The 18,893-nt window shown below is 72.8% G+C and carries 20 protein-coding genes; 4 read left to right on the top strand and 16 right to left on the bottom strand.

What is annotated here, in order from left to right; genetic code table 11:
- The 12 genes from CUT44_RS28845 to CUT44_RS28895 all read right to left on the bottom strand — a co-directional run.
- Positions 1-1,016: FG-GAP repeat domain-containing protein (locus tag CUT44_RS28845; protein WP_146252318.1), on the bottom strand; the 1,016-nt coding region annotated here is incomplete at its 3' end.
- A 594-nt stretch (positions 1,017-1,610) separates the two neighbouring features.
- Positions 1,611-2,129: a GNAT family N-acetyltransferase gene (locus tag CUT44_RS28850; protein ID WP_158239680.1), complete on the bottom strand. Its 519-nt coding sequence runs from the start codon at positions 2,127-2,129 to the stop codon at positions 1,611-1,613.
- 90 nt (positions 2,130-2,219) lie between these two features.
- Positions 2,220-2,441, bottom strand: a complete 222-nt coding sequence (locus CUT44_RS28855; RefSeq protein ID WP_146252319.1) for a ferredoxin — start codon at positions 2,439-2,441, stop codon at positions 2,220-2,222.
- Complete coding sequence (locus CUT44_RS28860; RefSeq protein WP_233221733.1) at positions 2,438-3,589, bottom strand: cytochrome P450; 1,152 nt, start codon at positions 3,587-3,589, stop codon at positions 2,438-2,440. The genes CUT44_RS28855 and CUT44_RS28860 overlap by 4 nt, the downstream gene beginning before the upstream one ends.
- A gap of 161 nt (positions 3,590-3,750) precedes the next feature.
- Positions 3,751-4,098 (bottom strand): Scr1 family TA system antitoxin-like transcriptional regulator, encoded by a 348-nt coding sequence (locus CUT44_RS28865; RefSeq protein WP_332888297.1) that lies wholly within the window; start codon positions 4,096-4,098, stop codon positions 3,751-3,753.
- Positions 4,095-4,559, bottom strand: a complete 465-nt coding sequence (locus tag CUT44_RS33270; protein WP_158239681.1) for a helix-turn-helix domain-containing protein — start codon at positions 4,557-4,559, stop codon at positions 4,095-4,097. The genes CUT44_RS28865 and CUT44_RS33270 overlap by 4 nt, the downstream gene beginning before the upstream one ends.
- Positions 4,556-4,987 carry a DUF6415 family natural product biosynthesis protein gene (locus tag CUT44_RS33275; RefSeq protein WP_158239682.1) on the bottom strand — a complete coding sequence of 144 codons (432 nt, stop codon included), beginning with the start codon at positions 4,985-4,987 and terminating at the stop codon, positions 4,556-4,558. The genes CUT44_RS33270 and CUT44_RS33275 overlap by 4 nt, the downstream gene beginning before the upstream one ends.
- 75 nt (positions 4,988-5,062) lie before the next feature.
- Complete coding sequence (locus CUT44_RS28875) at positions 5,063-6,250, bottom strand: helix-turn-helix domain-containing protein (protein ID WP_100204895.1); 1,188 nt, start codon at positions 6,248-6,250, stop codon at positions 5,063-5,065.
- 120 nt (positions 6,251-6,370) lie between these two features.
- A complete protein-coding gene (locus CUT44_RS28880) occupies positions 6,371-7,135 on the bottom strand; it encodes a L,D-transpeptidase family protein (protein ID WP_408646807.1) in 765 nt (254 codons plus the stop codon).
- A gap of 73 nt (positions 7,136-7,208) precedes the next feature.
- Positions 7,209-8,039 carry a hypothetical protein gene (locus CUT44_RS28885; protein ID WP_146252320.1) on the bottom strand — a complete coding sequence of 277 codons (831 nt, stop codon included), beginning with the start codon at positions 8,037-8,039 and terminating at the stop codon, positions 7,209-7,211.
- The gene (locus CUT44_RS28890) at positions 8,017-8,553 is read right to left on the bottom strand and encodes a SigE family RNA polymerase sigma factor (protein ID WP_100205259.1); all 537 of its coding nucleotides are present in this window, start codon (positions 8,551-8,553) and stop codon (positions 8,017-8,019) included. The genes CUT44_RS28885 and CUT44_RS28890 overlap by 23 nt, the downstream gene beginning before the upstream one ends.
- Positions 8,554-8,712: 159 nt before the next feature.
- Positions 8,713-10,239, bottom strand: coding sequence for a substrate-binding domain-containing protein (locus CUT44_RS28895; protein ID WP_100204898.1), 1,527 nt, complete (start codon positions 10,237-10,239; stop codon positions 8,713-8,715).
- A gap of 198 nt (positions 10,240-10,437) precedes the next feature.
- Here CUT44_RS28895 and CUT44_RS28900 point away from each other — a divergent pair, with 198 nt between their 5' ends.
- Complete coding sequence (locus tag CUT44_RS28900) at positions 10,438-10,998, top strand: DinB family protein (RefSeq protein ID WP_100204899.1); 561 nt, start codon at positions 10,438-10,440, stop codon at positions 10,996-10,998.
- Between the two features lie 35 nt (positions 10,999-11,033).
- Here the strand turns inward: CUT44_RS28900 and CUT44_RS28905 are convergent, their stop codons facing one another.
- Entirely contained in the window at positions 11,034-11,291 is a 258-nt protein-coding gene (locus tag CUT44_RS28905; protein ID WP_100204900.1) for a hypothetical protein, read from the bottom strand.
- Positions 11,292-11,361: 70 nt separating this feature from the next.
- Here CUT44_RS28905 and holA point away from each other — a divergent pair, with 70 nt between their 5' ends.
- On the top strand, positions 11,362-12,357 hold the full coding sequence (holA, locus tag CUT44_RS28910) for a DNA polymerase III subunit delta (protein ID WP_233221734.1): 996 nt from the start codon (positions 11,362-11,364) through the stop codon (positions 12,355-12,357).
- 92 nt (positions 12,358-12,449) lie between these two features.
- Here the strand turns inward: holA and CUT44_RS28915 are convergent, their stop codons facing one another.
- From CUT44_RS28915 to rpsT, 3 genes are all read right to left on the bottom strand, one after another.
- Complete coding sequence (locus CUT44_RS28915; RefSeq protein WP_100205260.1) at positions 12,450-13,313, bottom strand: sigma-70 family RNA polymerase sigma factor; 864 nt, start codon at positions 13,311-13,313, stop codon at positions 12,450-12,452.
- A gap of 61 nt (positions 13,314-13,374) precedes the next feature.
- Positions 13,375-13,842 (bottom strand): carboxymuconolactone decarboxylase family protein, encoded by a 468-nt coding sequence (locus tag CUT44_RS28920; protein WP_100204902.1) that lies wholly within the window; start codon positions 13,840-13,842, stop codon positions 13,375-13,377.
- Positions 13,843-14,183: 341 nt separating this feature from the next.
- Positions 14,184-14,450, bottom strand: coding sequence for a 30S ribosomal protein S20 (gene rpsT, locus CUT44_RS28925; RefSeq protein WP_100204903.1), 267 nt, complete (start codon positions 14,448-14,450; stop codon positions 14,184-14,186).
- A gap of 245 nt (positions 14,451-14,695) precedes the next feature.
- Between rpsT and lepA the strand changes: the two genes are divergently transcribed.
- Both lepA and CUT44_RS28935 read left to right on the top strand, forming a co-directional pair.
- Positions 14,696-16,576 (top strand): translation elongation factor 4, encoded by a 1,881-nt coding sequence (lepA, locus tag CUT44_RS28930; protein ID WP_100204904.1) that lies wholly within the window; start codon positions 14,696-14,698, stop codon positions 16,574-16,576.
- Between the two features lie 395 nt (positions 16,577-16,971).
- Positions 16,972-18,861, top strand: coding sequence for an AMP-dependent synthetase/ligase (locus CUT44_RS28935; protein ID WP_100204905.1), 1,890 nt, complete (start codon positions 16,972-16,974; stop codon positions 18,859-18,861).
- Positions 18,862-18,893 lie beyond the last annotated feature (32 nt).

An 18,893-nucleotide genomic window follows, 5' to 3' on the forward strand; every position in this document is an offset into this window, starting at 1 on the left:
TCGGGTTTCAGTGCCACCAGGTCGGTGAATCCGTCACCGGTTGCGTCGGCTGCGATGATGCGGTCGAAGTTGTTCCAGCCGTGGCCGATTTGGCGGCCGCTGCCGTATGGTGCGCCGTCGTCGCGGATGAAGTTGTTGGAGTACAGCCACATTGTGCCGTCGGGTTTCAGTGCCACCAGGTCGGTGAATCCGTCACCGGTTGCGTCGGCTGCGATGATGCGGTCGAAGTTGTTCCAGCCGTGGCCGATCTGGCGGCCGCTGCCGTACGGCGCGCCGTCGTCACGCAGGAAGTTGTTGGAGTACAGCCACATCGTGCCGTCCGGCTTCGACGCCACCAGGTCGGTGAAGGAGTCACCCGTCACGCTGTGAGTGGTCCTTCCGGGCTCCTCCCACTGCCACCAGCTTGTCTGCTTGCGGGCACCAGCCCAGCTGAGACTGAAGTGGATGTGGTCCCTGTGCGGATTGCTGCCGTTGTACTCCCGCCACCCGTCCGCGGCTCGGCTCGACGACCAGATCTGGTCGTTCCAGATCAGGTACATGATCCCGAGCCGCCGGGCGTTGGCGTGCTTGTTGCCGTGCCTGTCCGTCTTCAGCAGCCAGGTGAGGATGTCCTCGGCGACGGCGCGCTCACCGGAGTCGTGGTAGTTGAGCATGTAGTCCAGCGCACGGCCTTCCTTGTGCTCACTCGTGCCACCGTCGTCGCAGGCGCGGGTGAAGTAGGAAGTGTGAGAGCCGTACGCCTCGTTGAGCAGGTCCCGGAGACCCAGAGCGCCCGGCTTGACTGTCGGATCACAGGTGTCCTGGGGGTCGTTGGCGGCATACGCGTCGATGGCCGGCCCGAAGTCCGGGGTGGACGGCGCGGCCAACGCGGGCGTCGCCACGAGGATCGTCGCCATGGCGACGACGAGCCCCACCATCCAGGCTCTCAGCGCGGTGGCCGGCCGCCACCGGCTCCATGGGCGCGGACCGGCGGACGGTATCGAGTCCGCCTGGGGTCTTGCTCTCGTTCTGAACACGGCACTCCTTCGGTCGAGTTTCCCGGGAGGGCGTGCCGGCCGGTTCGCTACGCCCTGGTTGGTGATGTGCACGGTGCCCCTGTTGAGCTCGTTGCCTTGGTTCTGTGCTGACGCGCTCGTCGCCATGGACCCGGCTGCTGACTGCGCGACTCGCCGTGCACCGGCCTTGCGGCATCCGACGGCACAGTCTGGGGCGCTTTCGTCGCGTGGAGTACCTGTAACTTTTCAGGGTGCTTGCCGTCGCGTGGAGATCGGGGTGCTGACCGTCCGCGGGCGCATGCGGCCAGACGGACAAAGAACGATCCCGCGTTCGCCGGCGGCCCGAATGAGGGTGGTGAACTCCGTGGCCGTGCCCAGAGCGCACCAACCAGCTCCGCTCCTCAGGTCCAGAAGCAGGTTTTGCTGCCGGCTGTCGCCGGAGTGATCTCCAGTACGCCGCCGATGTCGGGAACGACGCAGCGTGTCCTCATGCGTGCTCGCCTTCCGTTCCGTGCCGGACGGGGCGGGGACCGGGCACGGTCCGATGCGGGCCTGCCCGTCGGCCTGCTGTTGGCAGGGGTTGTTGCCGCACATGCCGGCCTCGCCTCGCCCGACTCAGCCGGGTCCGCCGGCCGACGGGGCCTCGCGGGTCATGGGCAGGGTGGGCATTCTTCCTCGCCAGAGGTAACGCTCACCCGCGATCTCGAAGCCGTGGCGCCGGTAGAACCGGATGGCGCGTTCGTTGTAGTCGGCGACTCCCAGGCGGATGCGCGCAGGTCCTGCCCAGGCGAGGAACTCGGTCATCATGCGGCCGCCGAGCCCGTGGCCCTGGGCGTGGTCCAGCAGATACATCGGTCCGAGGGTGACCGTCTCCTCCCGGTGGCCGCGGAGATAGCCGACGATCTCCGGCCCGGACCGGACGACACGGCAGAAGCGCAGGTCGGGGTACCGGCTCGTCCCCTCGATGAACTCCCGCCACTCCGCGATGCCCTCCGTCGTGGCGGACGAACCGCGATGCTCCCGGATCCAGGACTCGTCGATCCCGGCATCCGGATTGAGGTAGGTCCGCAACCAGTTCCGCAGGTGCAGGGGACCCAGCGTCTCGGCGTCCTCGGGGCGAGCGTCAGTGATCACGTAGGCCATGTCGGATGGTACTGCCGACCGGCCGGGCCGCCGTACGACTGCTCCGGCGGGCTCCTCGGCCCCGGTCCGGACCGTACGGCGTCACGGGCCGGGGGTGACGAGGGTGATCGCCCGGCTCGGGCAGAGGTCCGCCGCCCGGCGGACGGCGGGCAGCAGGTGTTCGGGCGGCTCCGGGCGGCGCAGCCGTACGCTGCCGTCCTCCCCGGACTGGTCGAAGACCTCCGGCGCGGTCAGTACGCACATCCCCGAGCAGCAGCAGCGCTCCGGATCGACGTGCACGAACGCCGCCGCGCGCCCCGTCACCAGGTGACCGGCAGTGTGTTGGGGCCGGCTACCACCGCCTGGTCGTGGATGACGATCTCCTCCGGCACGGCGGCCAGGCGCAGACCCGGGAAGCGGCGCAGCAGACCGCCCAGCGCCACCTGGAGCTCGACCCGGGCCAGGGCCTGGCCGATGCACTGGTGGATGCCGTAGCCGAAGCCGACATGGCCGCGGGGATCGCGGTGCGGATCGAACCGGCCGGGCTCGGGGAAGACCTCGCCGTCGTGGTTGGCGCCGCACAGTTCCACGATGACGCCCTCGCCCGCCGCGACCACCGTGTCGCTCAGCCGGACGTCCGCGGTGGCCACCCGGGTGATGGCGTTGCGCACGACGCTGAGGTAGCGCATCAGCTCCTCCACCGCCGGCCGGAGCAGCTCCGGTGCGGCGCGCAGCTCCTCGGCCCGCTCCGGCTCCCGCAGCAGGGTCAGCACGGACATGCCGATCATGTCGGCCATCGTCCCGTGCCCCGCCACGAGCATCAGCCGGGCCATGGCGATGATCTCCTCGTCGGTGACCGCCGCGGCCTTCTGCTGGGCCAGCACCAGGCTGATCAGGTCGTCGCCGGGGCGGGCATGCCTGGCCGCAAGCAGCTCCGCGAAGTACCGCTCCATGCGGTCGGCGGACGCGAGAGCCGTCTCCTGGGGGATGTCCGTCGCCGTGATGTTCCGGCTGTGCTCCTGGAACATCGGGTGGTCCTCGTAGGGCACGCCCAGCAGGCGGCAGATGACCAGGGAGGGAAGCGGCAGCGCGAAGCACTCGACGAGATCCGCCGGAGGGCCGCTCTCCGCCATGGCGTCCAGCAGTCCGTCCGTGACCCGTTCGACCTCGGGGCGCAGCGTCTCGCTGCGGCGGACGGTGAAGTGCGCGGTCAGCGTCCGCCGCAGCACGGTGTGGCGCGGCGGGTCCATCCGCAGGAAGGACAGCCAGCCCGGAGCGGGCGGCAGCGAGATGATGCGGGGGAAACCGGGCCGCTGGTCGTCCGCGGAGAAGCGGGGGTCCGACAGGACGGTGCGCACGTCCGCGTAGCGGCTGACCACCCAGGGCCGGCTGCCGTCCGGGAGGGTGACCCGCGTCGCGGGGCCGGGGAGCCGGGGCGTGAACCGCGCGGCGGTGAGAGGGGATTCGGCCATGGGTGTCCCTTCGCTGCGGGTGCCGGTGCGGGGTGCGGTGGGTGTCCGGGGCGGACACGCCCCGGACAGCGAAGCAGCGGACCGGGCCGGGCGCACCCGGAGCCCCGGGGGCGTACGGAAGCAGAAGGGCGTGCACCCCGGGCGCGCCCGGCGGGATGCGCTCATATCGCCCTGAGGGCGCCGAGGGCGTTCTCGACGAGGGTGCGGGAGGCGGCGGGGCTGTGGGCCTGGGCGCGGAGGGCGGCGTAGCGCTGCTGGAGGGTGCGGACGGTGGTGCGGTTTGTGGTGAGGCGGCCGCCGGTACGGGCGACGGTGGCGTGTGCGCCGACCGGTTCCAGCAGGGTGAAGGGGCCCTCGGCGGCGGCGTGGTCGGTCACGGCGGTGGGGAGGATCTGCACCTCCACATGCCGCTGCCGGGCGGCCTCCAGCAGGTGGGCGAGCTGGTCGCGCAGGATGCGGGGGCCGCCGCAGGGGCGGTGCAGGACGGCCTCCTCCAGCACACAGCTCAACTGTGCGGCCGGGGGCCGGGCGGACTGGGCGGCCGGCGCTGTTCGATGGCGGGCTCGTCCAGCAGGGGACGGACCATCTCCAGGACGGCACGGGCGTAGGCGGGGGTGCGCAGCGGCTCGGGGACGGTCAGAGCGGCGTACTCCTGCCGGACGGCCACCTGTTCGGGCTCCCCGCTGACGGGGCTGCCGATGCGGAGGTACGCGACCAGGTCGGTGACGGCGCCCAGCGCGCCGCCGGTGTCCAGGGCGGCGTCGGCACCGGTGAGGAACTCCGGCTGTGGGACGCGCCGCCCCAGTTCGACGGCGGCGACCTGGGAGGCGCTGTAGCCGATCTTCTCGCCCAGCTCCTGGCGCTCCAGCTTCGTGCGGCGGCGCAGCGCCTTGACCTGCCGTCCGAGGCGGCGCAGCACCTCGTCCCCGGGAACCTCGCCGGAGACGGCCGGCGGTGTGGGGGCGGTCACCGGTCGGCCTCCCGGCGCTGTCCGGGCTGCCGCCCGTGCCGGTCCCGCTGCTGTGCGCGGTAGTGGTGGAGCAGTGTGCGGCAGTCCCGGGCGAGCGCGGTGACCTGGGTGTGCGCGGAGACCAGTCCGTCGCCCAGACCGTGGGCGAGGCGGACGCGTACCCCGTCCAGCCAGGCCCGGCGCCGGTACCGGTCCACCGCGCCGCGCGGCAGCCGCGTAGTGGCCGCCGCCACGTGCGGCAGCAGCGCCTCGATGTGCCCGCACAGCGCCCGCTCCAGCGCCGCGTACTCCTCGTGCCGCCGCAGCGGACCCTGCACCGGCGCCCGGTCGATCACCCGCCGCACAGCGGCCACATCAACGGGGGCGGTGTCCGGGGAGGGACCGGTCTCGTCCGGTACTCCGGTCCGCATGCGTTCATCAGCGTTCATGCGGTGACCGTACGGTTGCTCCGTGTCGCGTCCAATGGCACTTCGACGGATCTCGGATCGAGGTGCCAGTAGCTGTTACAGCGGCACGCCGATCGCGTCGGCCAGCTCTCTCGTCTGCGGCGTCAGGGTACGTCGCCGGTTGACGACGCGGCTCAGGATGTCCCGGGCATAGCGCTGGTTCGGCAGCCACTGCGGAGACGCGGCGTGGAGACCGGTGAGAACATCGACTGCCTCGGCGTACTGCCGCATTGCGGTGTGCGCGTTCGCCACGTCCAGCAGATGCCTGTTGCGGTTGTTGGAGGTGGTCCGCATACCGTTGACCGGGATGGCCGCGGCGAGCTTGAGGACCTGATCCGGCCGGTCCGTGACCGAGGCGTTCTCCGCCCGTTTGAAAGCCACCGTCATCGGGCCGAACGTGCGCAGGAAGTCACCGGCGGGGGTGTGCTCATGGCCGAGCGCGGCCGCTGCTGCCCGGGCCAGACGCAGGGCGTCCTCGGCCTTGTCGGGGCGGTTGTCCCGTACCGCCGCGGCGGACAGCCGCAGCAGCAGCCAGCCCCAGGTGCTCAACTCGGATGGAGTGGCCCGGGACAGGCGCGGCTCCAGATCATCGGCCCACCGGGCGGCCAGGGCACGTGCCTGATCGAGCTGCCCCTGCCGGAGCAGCAACCAGCACCGGGTGCTGACGGTCGTCGCGGCCTGCAAACGGTCGTCGCAGATCTCCAGAGAGCGCTCCAGTGCCTGCGACGCGGCCGCGTACTGGCGGTTCTGGGTGAGCAGCCAGCCGGTCAGCTGCAGCAGACGGCTCCGCGCGGCGCGCGCGCTCCCATCAGCCTCCGCAAGGGCTTCGGCATCGTGCAGCAGCGGGGGCAGGACCTCGGCGAGTTCGGCGAACCGGTCGTCGGTGAACAACGGCATCGCGGCTTGGAGCGTGTCGCATACTCCCCGCGCCGTGGGCTCCTCGTCCGGCTCGGCGGACGGGGCGGGACTCGTCAGAGCCCGCCGTACGGGATCCCACCGGTCGGCCGTGGCGGCGTCCGCGCGGTCCGCGTCGCGGACGATGAGCCGCGAGGTGGGGACATGAAGCGCGACTGCCAGCCGCCGGGCGGTCTCCAGGCGGGTGGCCCGCAGCTCCCCCTGCTCCAGCTTGCGGATCAGGGACAGGGAGACACCGGAGGCGGCAGCCAGCCTTCGCTGCGTGAGACCGCGCCGCTTCCGCACCTCGCGCAGTCGGCTGCCGATGTACGTGTCCGCGTCTCCAGCCATGATGACCCCACCCGTTCTGAACGACCCTGACCCTCAGAACGGTATTCCCGCCATTGCGGTGACGCAGCGATCGCGGGTCCGCTCACCCGGCAGAGGGAACACGACGCCGCCGTGCCGCGCTCAGCGGCGCAGGGACGCGGTGTCGCCCATCACCACCACCGGGTTCAGGTCCGGGTCGAGGGCGCGCAGCAGCTCCTTCATGTGGGTTTTGGCCAGGCTGACGCAGCCCTTGGTGGGGCCCTCGTGGTCCACGTGGATCCAGATGCCGCCGCCCTTGTGCGCGCCCAGGGGGCGGGTCCAGTCCAGTGGGGAGGTGCCCGGTGCGCGGTTGTAGTCGATGGCCACCACGTAGTCGAAGGAGCCCGCCAGCGGCTCGCCCTCGAAGCCGGTGCCGTCGATGGTGAAGGCGCCGGAGCGGTCGTACGGCAGCTCGGTGCCCGGGTCCGGGAGACGGCCGCCGGCGTCGCTGAGGGTGAACACGCCGATGGGGGAGCGCAGATCGCCCAGGCGGTGGTCGTCGGTCCAGCCCTTCAGCGCGTTGTGCGCGGGCCACTCCTTGCCGGCCCGCCAGCCGTCGGCGGTGCGCTCGTAGAGGACGACGGCGGACTTCGGCGAGTCCCGGTCCTCGCCGGTCACCACCACGGCCTGGCGGGTGTCCGCCGGCACCTGGGCCAGGGTCTTCGGACCCAGGCCGGGCAGTTGCCGGTGCAGCCGCTCCGCCTCGGCCGGGGCGGAGCCCGCGGATCCCCCCTCGGCCGGGACGACGGCGGACAGGGGCCGGTCCTGGACCGCGGCGTCACTGTCGCCGCTGCCGCAGCCGGACAGCAGGCCCAGGGCGGCCGCGGTCAGCAGAACGACGGGGACACGTGCGGACATAGCGGACATCGATGAGGTGCCTTTCCGGAGGAGGGGCGAACGAGTGGTCGGTCGGGGGATCGGTGGGAGGGGAAGAAGGGCGTCAGCTGTTCTCCACCCCGGGAGGGGCGATTGTGGGGGCGTTGGGGAAGGTGGCGCCTCCCTCGGGCGGAACGGGTGCCGGGACACCGTGGAAGGTGGCGGTGGCGAGGATCTTCCTGACCTCGGCGAGCGTCCTGTCCGACGCGCCGCCGAGGCAGACGCGGGCCTGGAAGAGGGCGGGTTCGTCCGCGCCGGTGAGGACCTCGGCCCAGGCGGTCAGCTCCCGGTCGCCGCCCAGGACACGGCAGTCCTTCTCGGGTGGGCGCGGCTCCCCGGCCGTGAACGTCCCCTTCGGCGCCACGTCCTCGCCGCCGGGCGGCGCGGTCATCTGCTGGAAGGCGATCAGTGCCCCGTTCGGGGCCAGTGCGGGGACGGGGGCGCAGTCGAGTACGTAGGCGCGGGCGGCCGGGCAGGGGCCGCCACCGCTCAGCGGCCGGTCGGCGGCGAAGCCCAGCGCCGCCCGGGTGCCCGGCACCGTCCCGGCGTGCCAGCCGCCGGGCAGCCGCAGCCGCAGCTCGAAGGTGCCGGACAGGCGGAGCGCCGCCTCCCCGGCACCGGCCGACGAGGAGGCGGCCGGCGCCACCCGATCGTCCGGCACCCCGTCGGTGACCACCGGGCGCAGCGACACGGCGAGCACGACGGCCGCCGCGGCGCTCGCCGCGGCCGTCAGCACCGCCACCCGGCGGCGGCGCCGCAGCGCCACCCGCCGGCGTACCCGTCCCATCCGCTCCGCCGGTGCGGCCGGCTGCGGGACCCCGCGCTCCAGCAGCAGCCGCAGCTCCCGTTCCGCGCCCTCGGGCGGCTCCGGATCAGCGCCGTGCACAGCGGTCACCGCCTTCCGTGTCCGAGGTGGCGCCGGTGCCCAGGTGCGGGGCCAGCCGGCCGTGCAGGACGCGCAGGGCCTTGGCGGCCTGACTCTTGACCGTGCCCGGCCGGCAGCCCAGCAGCCGCGCGGTCTCGGCCACGCTCAGGTCCTCGAAATAGCGCAGCACGATCACCGCCCGCTGTCGAGGCGGCAGCAGCCGTACGGCCGCGGCCAGCGAGTGCTCCAGATCGACCGCCGCGAAGGCGTCGTCCGCGGCCCGTTCCGGCAGCTCGCCGTGGGGCAGCTCGCCGTGCCAGCGGCGCTGCCACCACGAGGTGCTGGTGTTCACCAGGGCCTTGCGGGCGTACGCCTCCGGGTTCTCGTCCGCGATCCGGTGCCATCTGGGCCACATCCTGGCCAGCACCGTCTGCAGCAGGTCCTCCGCCAGATGGGCGTCGCCCGTCAGCAGCCAGGCGACCCGCAGCAGCCGGGGGCCGCGCGCCGTGACGAACTCCTCGAAGCCCGGCGCCGCGTCCGTCACCACGGTGTCCCCGGCTGTGTCCCTGCCATCGCGTTCCTGTCCGTGCGGTCCCTCTCACAACCGGTTCAACAGGGTGGGGTGGGGGTGGGGTTGCCCTCCGGGGCGGAGAAATCCAGTGCGATTTTCCGCGCCTCACTCCTTCGGGTGAGGCGCGATGCCTCACCCCCGGTGGCACAGCGCCTGGTTCGCCGGGGCGGCGCAGGGCAGCAGGCCGTGGGCGCGCAGGATGTTCTGCGCGGTGCCGCCGCCCAGGTAGTCGAGGAACTTCGAGGTCAGCGAGTCGGCGGGCGGCTGGGTGTAGGTGTGGGCGTACTCGACCTCCCAGTAGGGGTACGGCTTGCCGCCCGCGTCCTGGCTGTCCCGCCCGCCCTGTGCGCCCTGCCGCCGGTTCGGGCCGATCGCCCCGGTGTCCGGCGCGGTGCCGTCCAGCCGGAGCAGGGTGACGCCCTCGGTGCCGGTGGCCGCCCGGAGCTCGGCGTAGCCGATCGCCCCCGGCACCCGCCGTACGGTCTCCAGCACCTGCCGGGTGTCACCGCGCTCGCAGCGGAGGACCCTGGCGCGGGGGTCGTCCCGGCGGCGGCAGTCGCCGGAGGAGACACCGGGCTCGAAGCCGTCGAGCACCCGCCGCTGGAAGGCGCTCCGGGTGCCGGACTCCGAGTCCCGGCTGACCAGGCTGACCGGGAGGTCCGCCCCGCCGACCTCCCGCCAGTTGCGGACCTCCCCCGAGTAGAGGCGGCGCAGCTCGGCCGTGGAGATGTCCCGCACCCCGGTCCGCTCGTTGACCACCACCGCGAACACGGTCACCGCCACCGGGTGCGCGCGCAGCCGCGGGTAGCCGTCCGGGGCGGGGCCGTCGGACAGCGCGACGGCGGGCGGGGCGCCGTCCTTCGCGGCGCGGCCGAGGGAGTCGAGCCGGCGTATGCCGCCGAGGCTGCCCTCGGCCGCCACGGTGATCCCGGCGCCCTCGCAGTCCTCCTCGTACGCCCTGCCGACCTCCGCCACCACCGGGGCGAACGCGGTGGAGCCCAGCACGGTGAGCTCGCCGGTGGTGCACTCCAGTGGGGGAGGCGGGCCCTCCAGTTGCATCCCGGTGCCGACGCCGGTGATCAGGATGAGGAAAGCGGCGAGCCCGAGGTAGAGGGCGCGCGGACCGCGGTACTGGCGGTTGGGCCGGATGCGGCCCTCGTTGACCGTGCCCTCCAGCCGTACGTCGCCGTCCAGTCCGCCGCCGGTGAGCAGGACCAGCAGCTTGAAGTGGTCCCCGGTGTTCAGCGGGACGTTGGGGACACGGACCCGGCCGCCCTCGTAGCGCAGGCCGTTCTCGGGAGTGAGCCGTTCCATCAGCCCGGGCGGGCTGGGATCGGTGACGGCGACCCCGAGCACCCGGCGGCCGGTGAACACCGCGCACAGCGGCACCTCGTAGTCGGCCCGGGCGATGTCCTTGACCCCGTCGTTCTCGATGCGCAGCAGCACCAGGGTGGCGTCGGTCAGCTCCCGGTCGTCGCCGAACAGGCCGAGCCGGGCGCCGGCCCGGCCGGGGCGGGTGTCGGAGCCGATCGCGGTGTCCATCTGGACGCGGTAGCCGATGCGGCGGCGGCCCGGCCGGAGCCGGTCGTAGGCCATGACGGTGACGGTCGCGACGATGCCGAGGGTGCCGAGCACGGTCTCGGCGGACAGCCACTCCACGGGGTACCTCGCACTGGTGGTCGGAAGGGGGAGTGGGGGGCGGGACGGGGGTGAGGGGAATGTACGTCCGCCGGTCGCCGTGGAAACCGGGGTGCCCCAGGCTTCACCGGGGGTTCACCGGAGGGCCGGGCTCCGTCACCGGCCCGTCGCCCGGCAAACCGTTTCCCGGCCCGGGGGACGGTGTGCCAGGGTCGGAGGGTGGAATCGTCCCGACGTGATCTGCTGCGCCGGCAGTTCGACCTGACCTGGGCGCTGCTGGAGTACCACCTGGAGCGGCTGGTGGAGGAGGACTTCCGGTGGGAGCCCGCGGCCCACTGCTGGACGGTGCGCCGGGATCCCGGGGGCCGCTGGGTGCCGGACTGGGCGGAGACCGAGCCCGATCCCGTACCGGTCCCCACGATCGCCTGGCTCAGCTGGCACATCGGCTGGTGGTGGGGCACGGCCGCCGACCACGCGGCGGGGCGGACGCCGCGGGAGCGGACCGAGGTCGTCTGGCCGGGGAGCGGGCGGGCCGCCGTGGAGTGGCTGCGCGGCCTGCGCGCGGAGTGGCTGGTGGTGCTGGACCGGCTCACCGACGCGGAGCTGGACGCCACCGCCCCCTTCCCCTGGCAGGGCGACCCCGCTCGTACGGTCGCCGACACGGCGGCCTGGGTGAACGCGGAGCTGATGAAGAACGCCGCCGAGATCGGCCAGCTCCGGCTGCTGCGCGCGGCGTCCGCCGGGACGGGCGCACCGGGCGGGACGGGGGAGCGGGGCTGATCCGGACGCGCCGCTCCTCGCGCGGCGCGCCCGGGTCAGTCCCGTTCCAGCCAGCCCTCGTACTCCGCGGCGAGGGCGTCCAGCCCGGCCGGGTCGTACGCGCCGCCGGGGTCGTCGAGGACGAGGAGCCACTGGGCGTCCTCGGCGTCGTCCTCGCCGGCCAGCGCCTCGCGTATCGGGCGCGGTTCCTCCGGCAGGCCGAGCCGGTCGGCCAGTTCCCCGGCCGCCTCCTCGGCGGTGTCGCGGTCGGGGAGCACCAGGATGTGTCGTACGGGTCGGGTGTCGCTGCTCACCGCGCCATTGTGGGACAGGGCGTGGCGCCGCCGAGGTGCGGGGCCGCCGGGGCGTGGGATGCTGTCGGCGATGGCAGCCAGAACATCCAGGAAGTCCGTATCCGGCGATCCGCTCGCCCCCGTCACGCTCGCGGTGGGCCAGGAGGACCTGCTGCTCGACCGCGCGGTGCGCGAGGTGGTCGACGCGGCCCGCGCCGCCGACGCCGACACCGACGTGCGCGAGCTGGCCTCCCCCGACCTGCGGCCCGGCACCCTCGCCGAGCTGACCAGCCCCTCGCTGTTCGCCGAGCGCAAGGTCGTGGTCGTGCGGGACGCGCAGGATCTGGCGGCGGACACCGTCAAGGACGTCAAGGAGTATCTGAAGGCCCCGGCCGAGGAGATCACCCTGGTGCTGCTGCACGCGGGCGGCGCCCGGGGCAAGGGGTTGCTGGACGCCGCGCGCAAGGCGGGCGCCCGCGAGGTGGCCTGTCCGAAGATGACCAAGCCCGCCGACCGGCAGGCGTTCGTGCGGGGCGAGTTCCGGGCCTTCGGCCGCTCGGCCACCCCCGAGGCGTGCCAGGCGCTGGTGGACGCCCTCGGCAGCGATCTGCGCGAGCTGGCCGGCGCCTGCTCCCAGCTCGTCGCCGACATCGAGGGCACCATCGACGAGGCCGTCGTCGCCCGCTACTACAGCGGCCGGGCCGAGGCGTCCAGTTTCACCATCGCCGACCGGGCGGTGGAGGGCCGGCTGCCCGAGGCGCTGGAGGCGCTGCGCTGGTCGCTGTCCACGGGGGTCGCCCCGGTGCTGGTCGTCAGCGCCCTGGCGCAGGGGGTGCGGGCCATCGGCAAGCTGCTGGACGCCCCGCGCGGCATGCGCCCCGGCGATCTGGCCCGGGAGCTGGGCATGCCGCCGTGGAAGATCGACCGGGTCCGCCAGCAGTTGCGCGGCTGGTCGGCGGACGGGGTGGCCGTGGCGCTGCGCGCGGTGGCGGAGGCGGACGGGGCGGTCAAGGGCGGCGGGGACGATCCGGAGTACGCCCTGGAGAAGGCGGTCATGGCCGTCGCCCGGGCGGCACGCTCCCGCTGAGGGCGCGCCCCGCGGGCGAGGCCGCGCCCCGCCTGGGGACGAAGCCCCGGCGGGACGCGCCCCCGGCGGGACGCGCCCCCCGGCGGGCGCCCTCAGACGCCGGGCGCCCGCAGGTCGAGCCGGGCGAGGCGCTCGGGGTCGGTGAGGGAGTCGATCGCGGTGATCCTTCCGCGCGTGACCGTGAACGCCATGACGGAGACCGGCCGTCCCTCCGCGACCGCGACGAATCCGGCGACCCCGTTGACGAGCGCGGGGTACGCGGCCCGGGCGAACCTCGCGTAGGTGACCGCCTGTCCGGCCACGGCCGCCGCGCCGCGGACCGGACCACCCCGGTCGGACCGGGCCACGACGTCCGGGTCGAGGACCGCGACGAGCGCCTCCAGATCGCCGCCGCGGGCGGCGGTGAGGAAGGCGTCGACGACCTCGCGCTGGCGGACGGGACCGGCGTCGGGTGCCGGAGCCTCGCCCCGCACGCGCCGCCGGGCGCGGCTGGCGAGCTGCCGGGCCGCGGCCGGGCTGCGGCCGACGACGGGTGCGATCTCGTCGAAGGGCACGGCGAACAGGTCGTGGAGGACGAAGGCGAGGCGCTCGGCGGGTGACAGGGACTCCAGGACCACGAGCAGTGCCAGACCGACCGAGTCGGCGATCAGCGCCCGGTGCTCGGGATCGGTGCCGTCCGGGCCGTCGACGACGGGGTCGGGCATGCGCACCCCCATCGGCTCCTCGCGCCGCGAGGAGCGCGAGCGGAGCATGTCCAGACACACCCGCCCGACCACCGTCGTCAGCCAGCCGCCCAGGTTCCCGACGCCGTCGCCGCCGGTGCGGCTGAGCCTGAACCAGGCCTCCTGGACGGCGTCGTCCGCCTCGCTCAGCGAACCGAGCATCCGGTAGGCCACCGCCCGCAGGTGGGCGCGGTGCTCCTCGAAACGCCGGGCCAGGAGTTCGTCCTCGCTCACCGGTACCGTCACCGTCCTCTCGTCGTGCCGGGGCCCGTGCCGGGTGCGGGCCCGCGCCGGATCAGGACTGCTCCCAGGACTGCTGTCCGGCCGTCTGCCGGGTGACGGCGTTGAGACGGTTGAAGAGGTTGGTCACGCCGATCATGAGGACGAGGGAGGCCAGTCCCCGCTCGTCGTAGTGCCGGGCGGCCTCGTCCCAGACCGGGTCCGGCACCGGGTCGGCCGTGTCGCCGAGCCGGGTGGCGGCCTCCGCCAGCGCCAGCGCGGCACGCTCGGCGCCGGTGAAGAAGGGCGTCTCCCGCCAGGCCGCCAGCGCGGCGAGCCGGTCCTCGTCCACGCCCGCCTTCCGGGCACTGCGTACGCCTCCCACCACGCAGACGCCGCAGCCGTTGATCTGGCTGGCGCGCAGGTGCACCAGTTCCAGGGTGCTCTGCGCCACTCCTCCCGACCCGATGGCCCGCATCAGCGCGGGAACGGCCTTCCCGGCCTCGGGGATGACCACGGCCGGGTTCTTCATACGTGTCCGCACGATCTCTCTCCTTACGCGTCGCCGTGTCGCGACGCTTTCGGATACCGCCGCTGATCGCGGTGGCGCGGATGTCATCCGCCGTCTCTCTGACGTACGGGAGTGCGGGAGTGTGACCGGGTGGGGGGAGGGCGGGGGCACGAAACGCGTACCGCCCGCCGTGGGGGATCACGGCGGGCGGTACGGGCGGGCCCTTCGGCCCGGTGCTCTGTGGTGCGCCGCACCCGCGTGGCGAACGCAGGCCGCGTGCGGCGCGGGGTGGGCCGGTACGGAGCGGTGAGAGGGTCCGCTGAGATCCGTACGGCCCCGGGCCGGGAAGGCCGGTCCCGAGGGGCCCCGAGGAATCAGCCCTGGAGAGCGGAGACCTTCTGGGCGAGCGCCGACTTCTTGTTGGCGGCCTGGTTCTTGTGGATGACGCCCTTGCTGGCGGCCTTGTCGAGCTTCCGGCCCGCCACGCGCGCGGCCTCGACGGCCTTCTCCGCGTCACCGGCGGCGATCGCCTCACGGGTGCGGCGGATCGCGGTCTTCAGCTCGGACTTGACCGCCTTGTTGCGCTGGCGGGCCTTCTCGTTGGTCTTGATCCGCTTGATCTGGGACTTGATGTTCGCCACGAAGGAGCCTTCTCAGAAAAGTGGGTTGGGTGTGGTGCGGTGCCCTGGCACGGTGGCCGCGCCCCTCCCGTCCGGCCGTCTCCCGGCGCGTCCTGCCGCACCGGAGCCGGTGCCGCGAGGGCACAAGACACAGTGGGTCAGGCTACCAGCAGGCCTGATCGCCGCCCAAACCGGACCGGACGCGCCGCTCGTGGGACGATGGGGGAGACGTATCGACCCGAGCCATGACCCGACAGGACCCTGCGTTGCCCGCGACCCCTTCGAACGTGCCGGAGCCGAGCCGTACCGACCCGGCGCTGATCCGCAACTTCTGCATCATCGCGCACATCGACCACGGCAAGTCGACTCTCGCCGACCGGATGCTCCAGCTCACCGGCGTCGTCGAGCAGCGCCAGATGCGTGCCCAGTACCTCGACCGCATGGACATCGAGCGTGAGCGCGGCATCACGATCAAGTCCCAGGCGGTCCGTCTGCCGTGGGCGCCCTCCGAGGGCGAGGACAAGGGGACCACCCACATCCTCAACATGATCGACACCCCGGGACACGTCGACTTCACCTACGAGGTGTCCCGCTCGCTGGCCGCCTGCGAGGGATGCATCCTGCTGGTGGACGCCGCCCAGGGCATCGAGGCCCAGACGCTGGCCAACCTCTACCTGGCGATGGAGAACGACCTCACGATCATCCCGGTCCTCAACAAGATCGACCTGCCGGCCGCCCAGCCGGAGAAGTTCGCCGCCGAGCTGGCGCACCTCATCGGCTGCGACCCGGCGGAGGTGCTGAAGGTCTCCGCCAAGACCGGCGAGGGCGTCGAGGCGCTGCTGAACGAGGTCGTCCGGCAGGTCCCGGCCCCGGTCGGCGTCGCCGACGCCCCCGCCCGCGCGATGATCTTCGACTCGGTCTACGACGCCTACCGCGGCGTGGTGACCTATGTGAAGGTCGTCGACGGGAAGCTCTCCCGGCGCGAGCGCATCAGGATGATGTCCACCAACGCCACCCACGAGCTGCTGGAGATCGGCACCAACAGCCCGGAGATGCTGCCCGCCGACGGGCTGTCCGTCGGCGAGGTGGGCTATCTGATCACCGGGGTGAAGGACGTCCGCCAGTCCAAGGTCGGCGACACCATCACCCAGTTCTCCAAGGGGGCCACCGAGGCGCTGGGCGGCTACAAGGACCCCAAGCCGATGGTGTACTCCGGGCTGTACCCGCTGGACGGCTCGGACTACCCCGAGCTGCGCGACGCCCTGGACAAGCTCCAGCTCAACGACGCCGCGCTGGTCTACGAGCCGGAGACGTCCGCCGCGCTGGGCTTCGGCTTCCGGGTGGGCTTCCTGGGCCTGCTGCACCTGGAGGTGATCCGCGAGCGGCTGGAGCGCGAGTTCGGCCTCGACCTGATCGCCACCGCGCCCAACGTGATCTACCGCGTGGACATGGAGGACGGCACCGAGCACGTCGTCACCAACCCCAGCGAGTACCCCACGGGCAAGGTCGCCCAGGTGCACGAGCCGGTGGTCCGCGCGACGGTCCTGACCCCCAACGACTTCGTCGGCGCGGTCATGGAGCTGTGCCAGTCCCGGCGCGGCAACCTGCTGGGCATGGACTACCTCTCCGAGGAGCGCGTCGAGCTGCGCTACACCCTCCCGCTGGCGGAGATCGTCTTCGACTTCTTCGACGCGCTCAAGTCCAAGACCCGCGGCTACGCCTCGCTGGACTACGAGCCCACCGGGGAGCAGACCGCCGACCTGGTGAAGGTCGACATCCTGCTGCACGGCGACAAGGTGGACGCCTTCTCGGCCATCGTCCACAAGGACAAGGCGTACAGCTACGGGGTCAGGATGGCCTCCAAGCTGCGCGAGCTCATCCCGCGGCAGCAGTTCGAGGTGCCCATCCAGGCCGCCATCGGCTCGCGCGTCATCGCCCGCGAGACGGTGCGGGCCATCCGCAAGGACGTGCTCGCCAAGTGCTACGGCGGCGACATCTCCCGCAAGCGGAAGCTGCTGGAGAAGCAGAAGGAGGGCAAGAAGCGCATGAAGGTGGTGGGCCGGGTGGAGGTCCCCCAGGAGGCCTTCATCGCCGCGCTCTCCTCCGACTCCGACGGCGGCGGCGGCGACAGCAAGGGCAAGAAGTAGCGGAGGGCGGGCGGCGGACGCCGTACCGGGGCCGGGCCGGGGGCACCGGCGCGGGGCACGGATCCGCCCGCCGGCGGCAGGCGCCCGTTCGCCCGGAAGGGCGAGCGGGCGCCTTCGTACGGTGGCCCGCACCCCTCCGACCGGGCAGACCATCGGGTATGCCGGGTATGTATCGCGGAGGTCACGGCTTCGGGGAGGCCGCGCGCGGGCTCTTTCACGGTGCGGTCTTCCCGCTTAGGCTGACCATCCGCTCGGTGGTTACTCGTGAGTCACCTCAGTGCGCGGCACGGACCCCGTACAGAACCCATACCGACCCCTTCACCGCACCCCGGTACTCCGGGTACACCGAGCCTTGGAGCCACCCCCCTGCACCGTCGCGGGCCCCGGAGGATGTTGTGAGCGACAACCAGTCCCTGATCGAGAACCGTCCGCCCTCGGTGGCGAACCTCTTCCTGGAGCGCGTCGAGGAGACCCCGGACGGCGAGGCGTACCGCTACCCGGTGCCCTCCGCCTCCGGCGAGGGGCCCGACGACTGGCGCTCCTACACCTGGGCGGAGGCCGCACAGCGGGTCTTCGCGGTCGCCGCGGGACTGATGGACCTGGGGGTGCGGCCGGAGGAGCGGGTGGCCATCGCCTCCAACACCCGGGTCGACTGGATCCTGTGCGACTTCGGCATCCTGTGCGCCGGAGCGGCCACCACCACCGTCTACCCCACCACCAACGCGGAGGAGACGGCCTACATCCTCGCCGACTCCGACAGCCGGGTGCTGATCGCCGAGGACGCCGAGCAACTGGCCAAGGCGCGCGAGCGCCGCGCCGAGCTGCCCGACCTGGCCCATGTGGTCGTCATCGAGGCCGCCGACGCGGTGGCCGCCGAGGACGACCCGGAGGACTGGGTGCTCTCCCTGGACGAGTTGCGGCGGCGCGGCGCGGCGTACCTGGAGAAGAACCCCGAGGCCGTCCGCAAGAGCGTCGCCGCCCTCCGCTCCGACCAGCTCGCCACCCTGATCTACACCTCCGGCACCACCGGCCGTCCCAAGGGCGTGCGGCTGCCGCACGACGCCTGGGCCTACATGGGCAAGGCCATCCCCGCGACCGGTCTGGTACGGCCCGACGACCTGCAGTACCTGTGGCTGCCGCTGGCGCACGTCTTCGGCAAGGTGCTCACCGCGGCGCAGATCGAGGTCGGCCACGCCACCGCCGTGGACGGCCGGGTCGACAAGATCATCGAGAACCTGCCGGTGGTGCGGCCCACCTACATGGCCGCCGTGCCCCGGATCTTCGAGAAGGTCTACAACGGGGTCTCGGCCAAGGCCCGGGCGGGCGGCGGCGCCAAGTACAAGATCTTCACGTGGGCCTCCGCGGTGGCGCGCGAGTACGCCAGGACCACCCAGGACAACTTCCGCCGCACCGGGACGGCCTCCGCCCCGGCCGGGCTGCGGGCCAAACACGCGGTCGCCGACAAGCTCGTCTACGCCAAGATCCGCGAGGCGTTCGGCGGCAGGCTGCGCGCCTGCATCTCCGGCTCCGCCGCCCTCGCCCCGGACATCGGCTTCTTCTTCTCCGGGGCCGGTATCCACGTCCTGGAGGGCTACGGCCTCACCGAGTCCAGCGCCGCCAGCTTCGTCAACCCCGGCGAGGCGTACCGCACCGGCACGGTCGGCAAGCCGCTGCCCGGCACCGAGGTGCGGATCGCCGAGGACGGCGAGATCCTGCTGCGCGGCCCCGGCATCATGCAGGGCTACCACGGGCTGCCGGAGAAGACCGAGGAGGTCCTGGAGCCGGACGGCTGGCTGCACACCGGGGACATCGGCGAGCTGTCGGCCGACGGCTACCTGCGGATCACCGACCGCAAGAAGGACCTGATCAAGACCTCGGGCGGCAAGTACATCGCCCCGGCCGAGATCGAGGGCCAGTTCAAGGCCGTCTGCCCGTACGTCTCCAACATCCTGGTGTACGGCGCCGACCGGAACTACTGCACCGCGCTCATCGCGCTCGACGAGCCCGCCCTGATGGGCTGGGCGGCCGAGCACGGGATGGAGCAGCGCGGCTACGCGGAGGTCGTCGCCTCCGAGGAGGTGCGCGAGCTGGTCGACGGCTATGTGCGGCAGCTCAACGAGGGACTCCAGCGCTGGCAGACGATCAAGAAGTTCCGCGTCCTGCCCCGCGACCTGGACATCGAGCACGGCGAGCTCACCCCGAGCCTGAAGCTGAAGCGGCCCGCGGTGGAGAAGAAGTTCGGCCACCTCATCGAGGAGATGTACGAGGGCGCCCGCGAGAAGTGAGCCGGGCGGCGGCGCCCGGCGCGGGCGCCGCC

This window comes from Streptomyces carminius, assembly GCF_002794255.1.
Lineage (GTDB): Bacteria > Actinomycetota > Actinomycetes > Streptomycetales > Streptomycetaceae > Streptomyces > Streptomyces carminius.

Excerpts from the sequence above, each read along its gene's own strand:
- CUT44_RS33275 (WP_158239682.1), bottom strand. The coding sequence starts at position 4,987 with ATGAACGCTGATGAACGCATGCGGACCGGAGTACCGGACGAGACCGGT.
- holA (WP_233221734.1), top strand. The coding sequence starts at position 11,362 with ATGGCAGCCAGAACATCCAGGAAGTCCGTATCCGGCGATCCGCTCGCC.
- CUT44_RS28860 (WP_233221733.1), bottom strand. The coding sequence starts at position 3,589 with ATGGCCGAATCCCCTCTCACCGCCGCGCGGTTCACGCCCCGGCTCCCC.
- CUT44_RS28875 (WP_100204895.1), bottom strand. The coding sequence starts at position 6,250 with ATGGCTGGAGACGCGGACACGTACATCGGCAGCCGACTGCGCGAGGTG.
- CUT44_RS28880 (WP_408646807.1), bottom strand. The coding sequence starts at position 7,135 with ATGTCCGCTATGTCCGCACGTGTCCCCGTCGTTCTGCTGACCGCGGCC.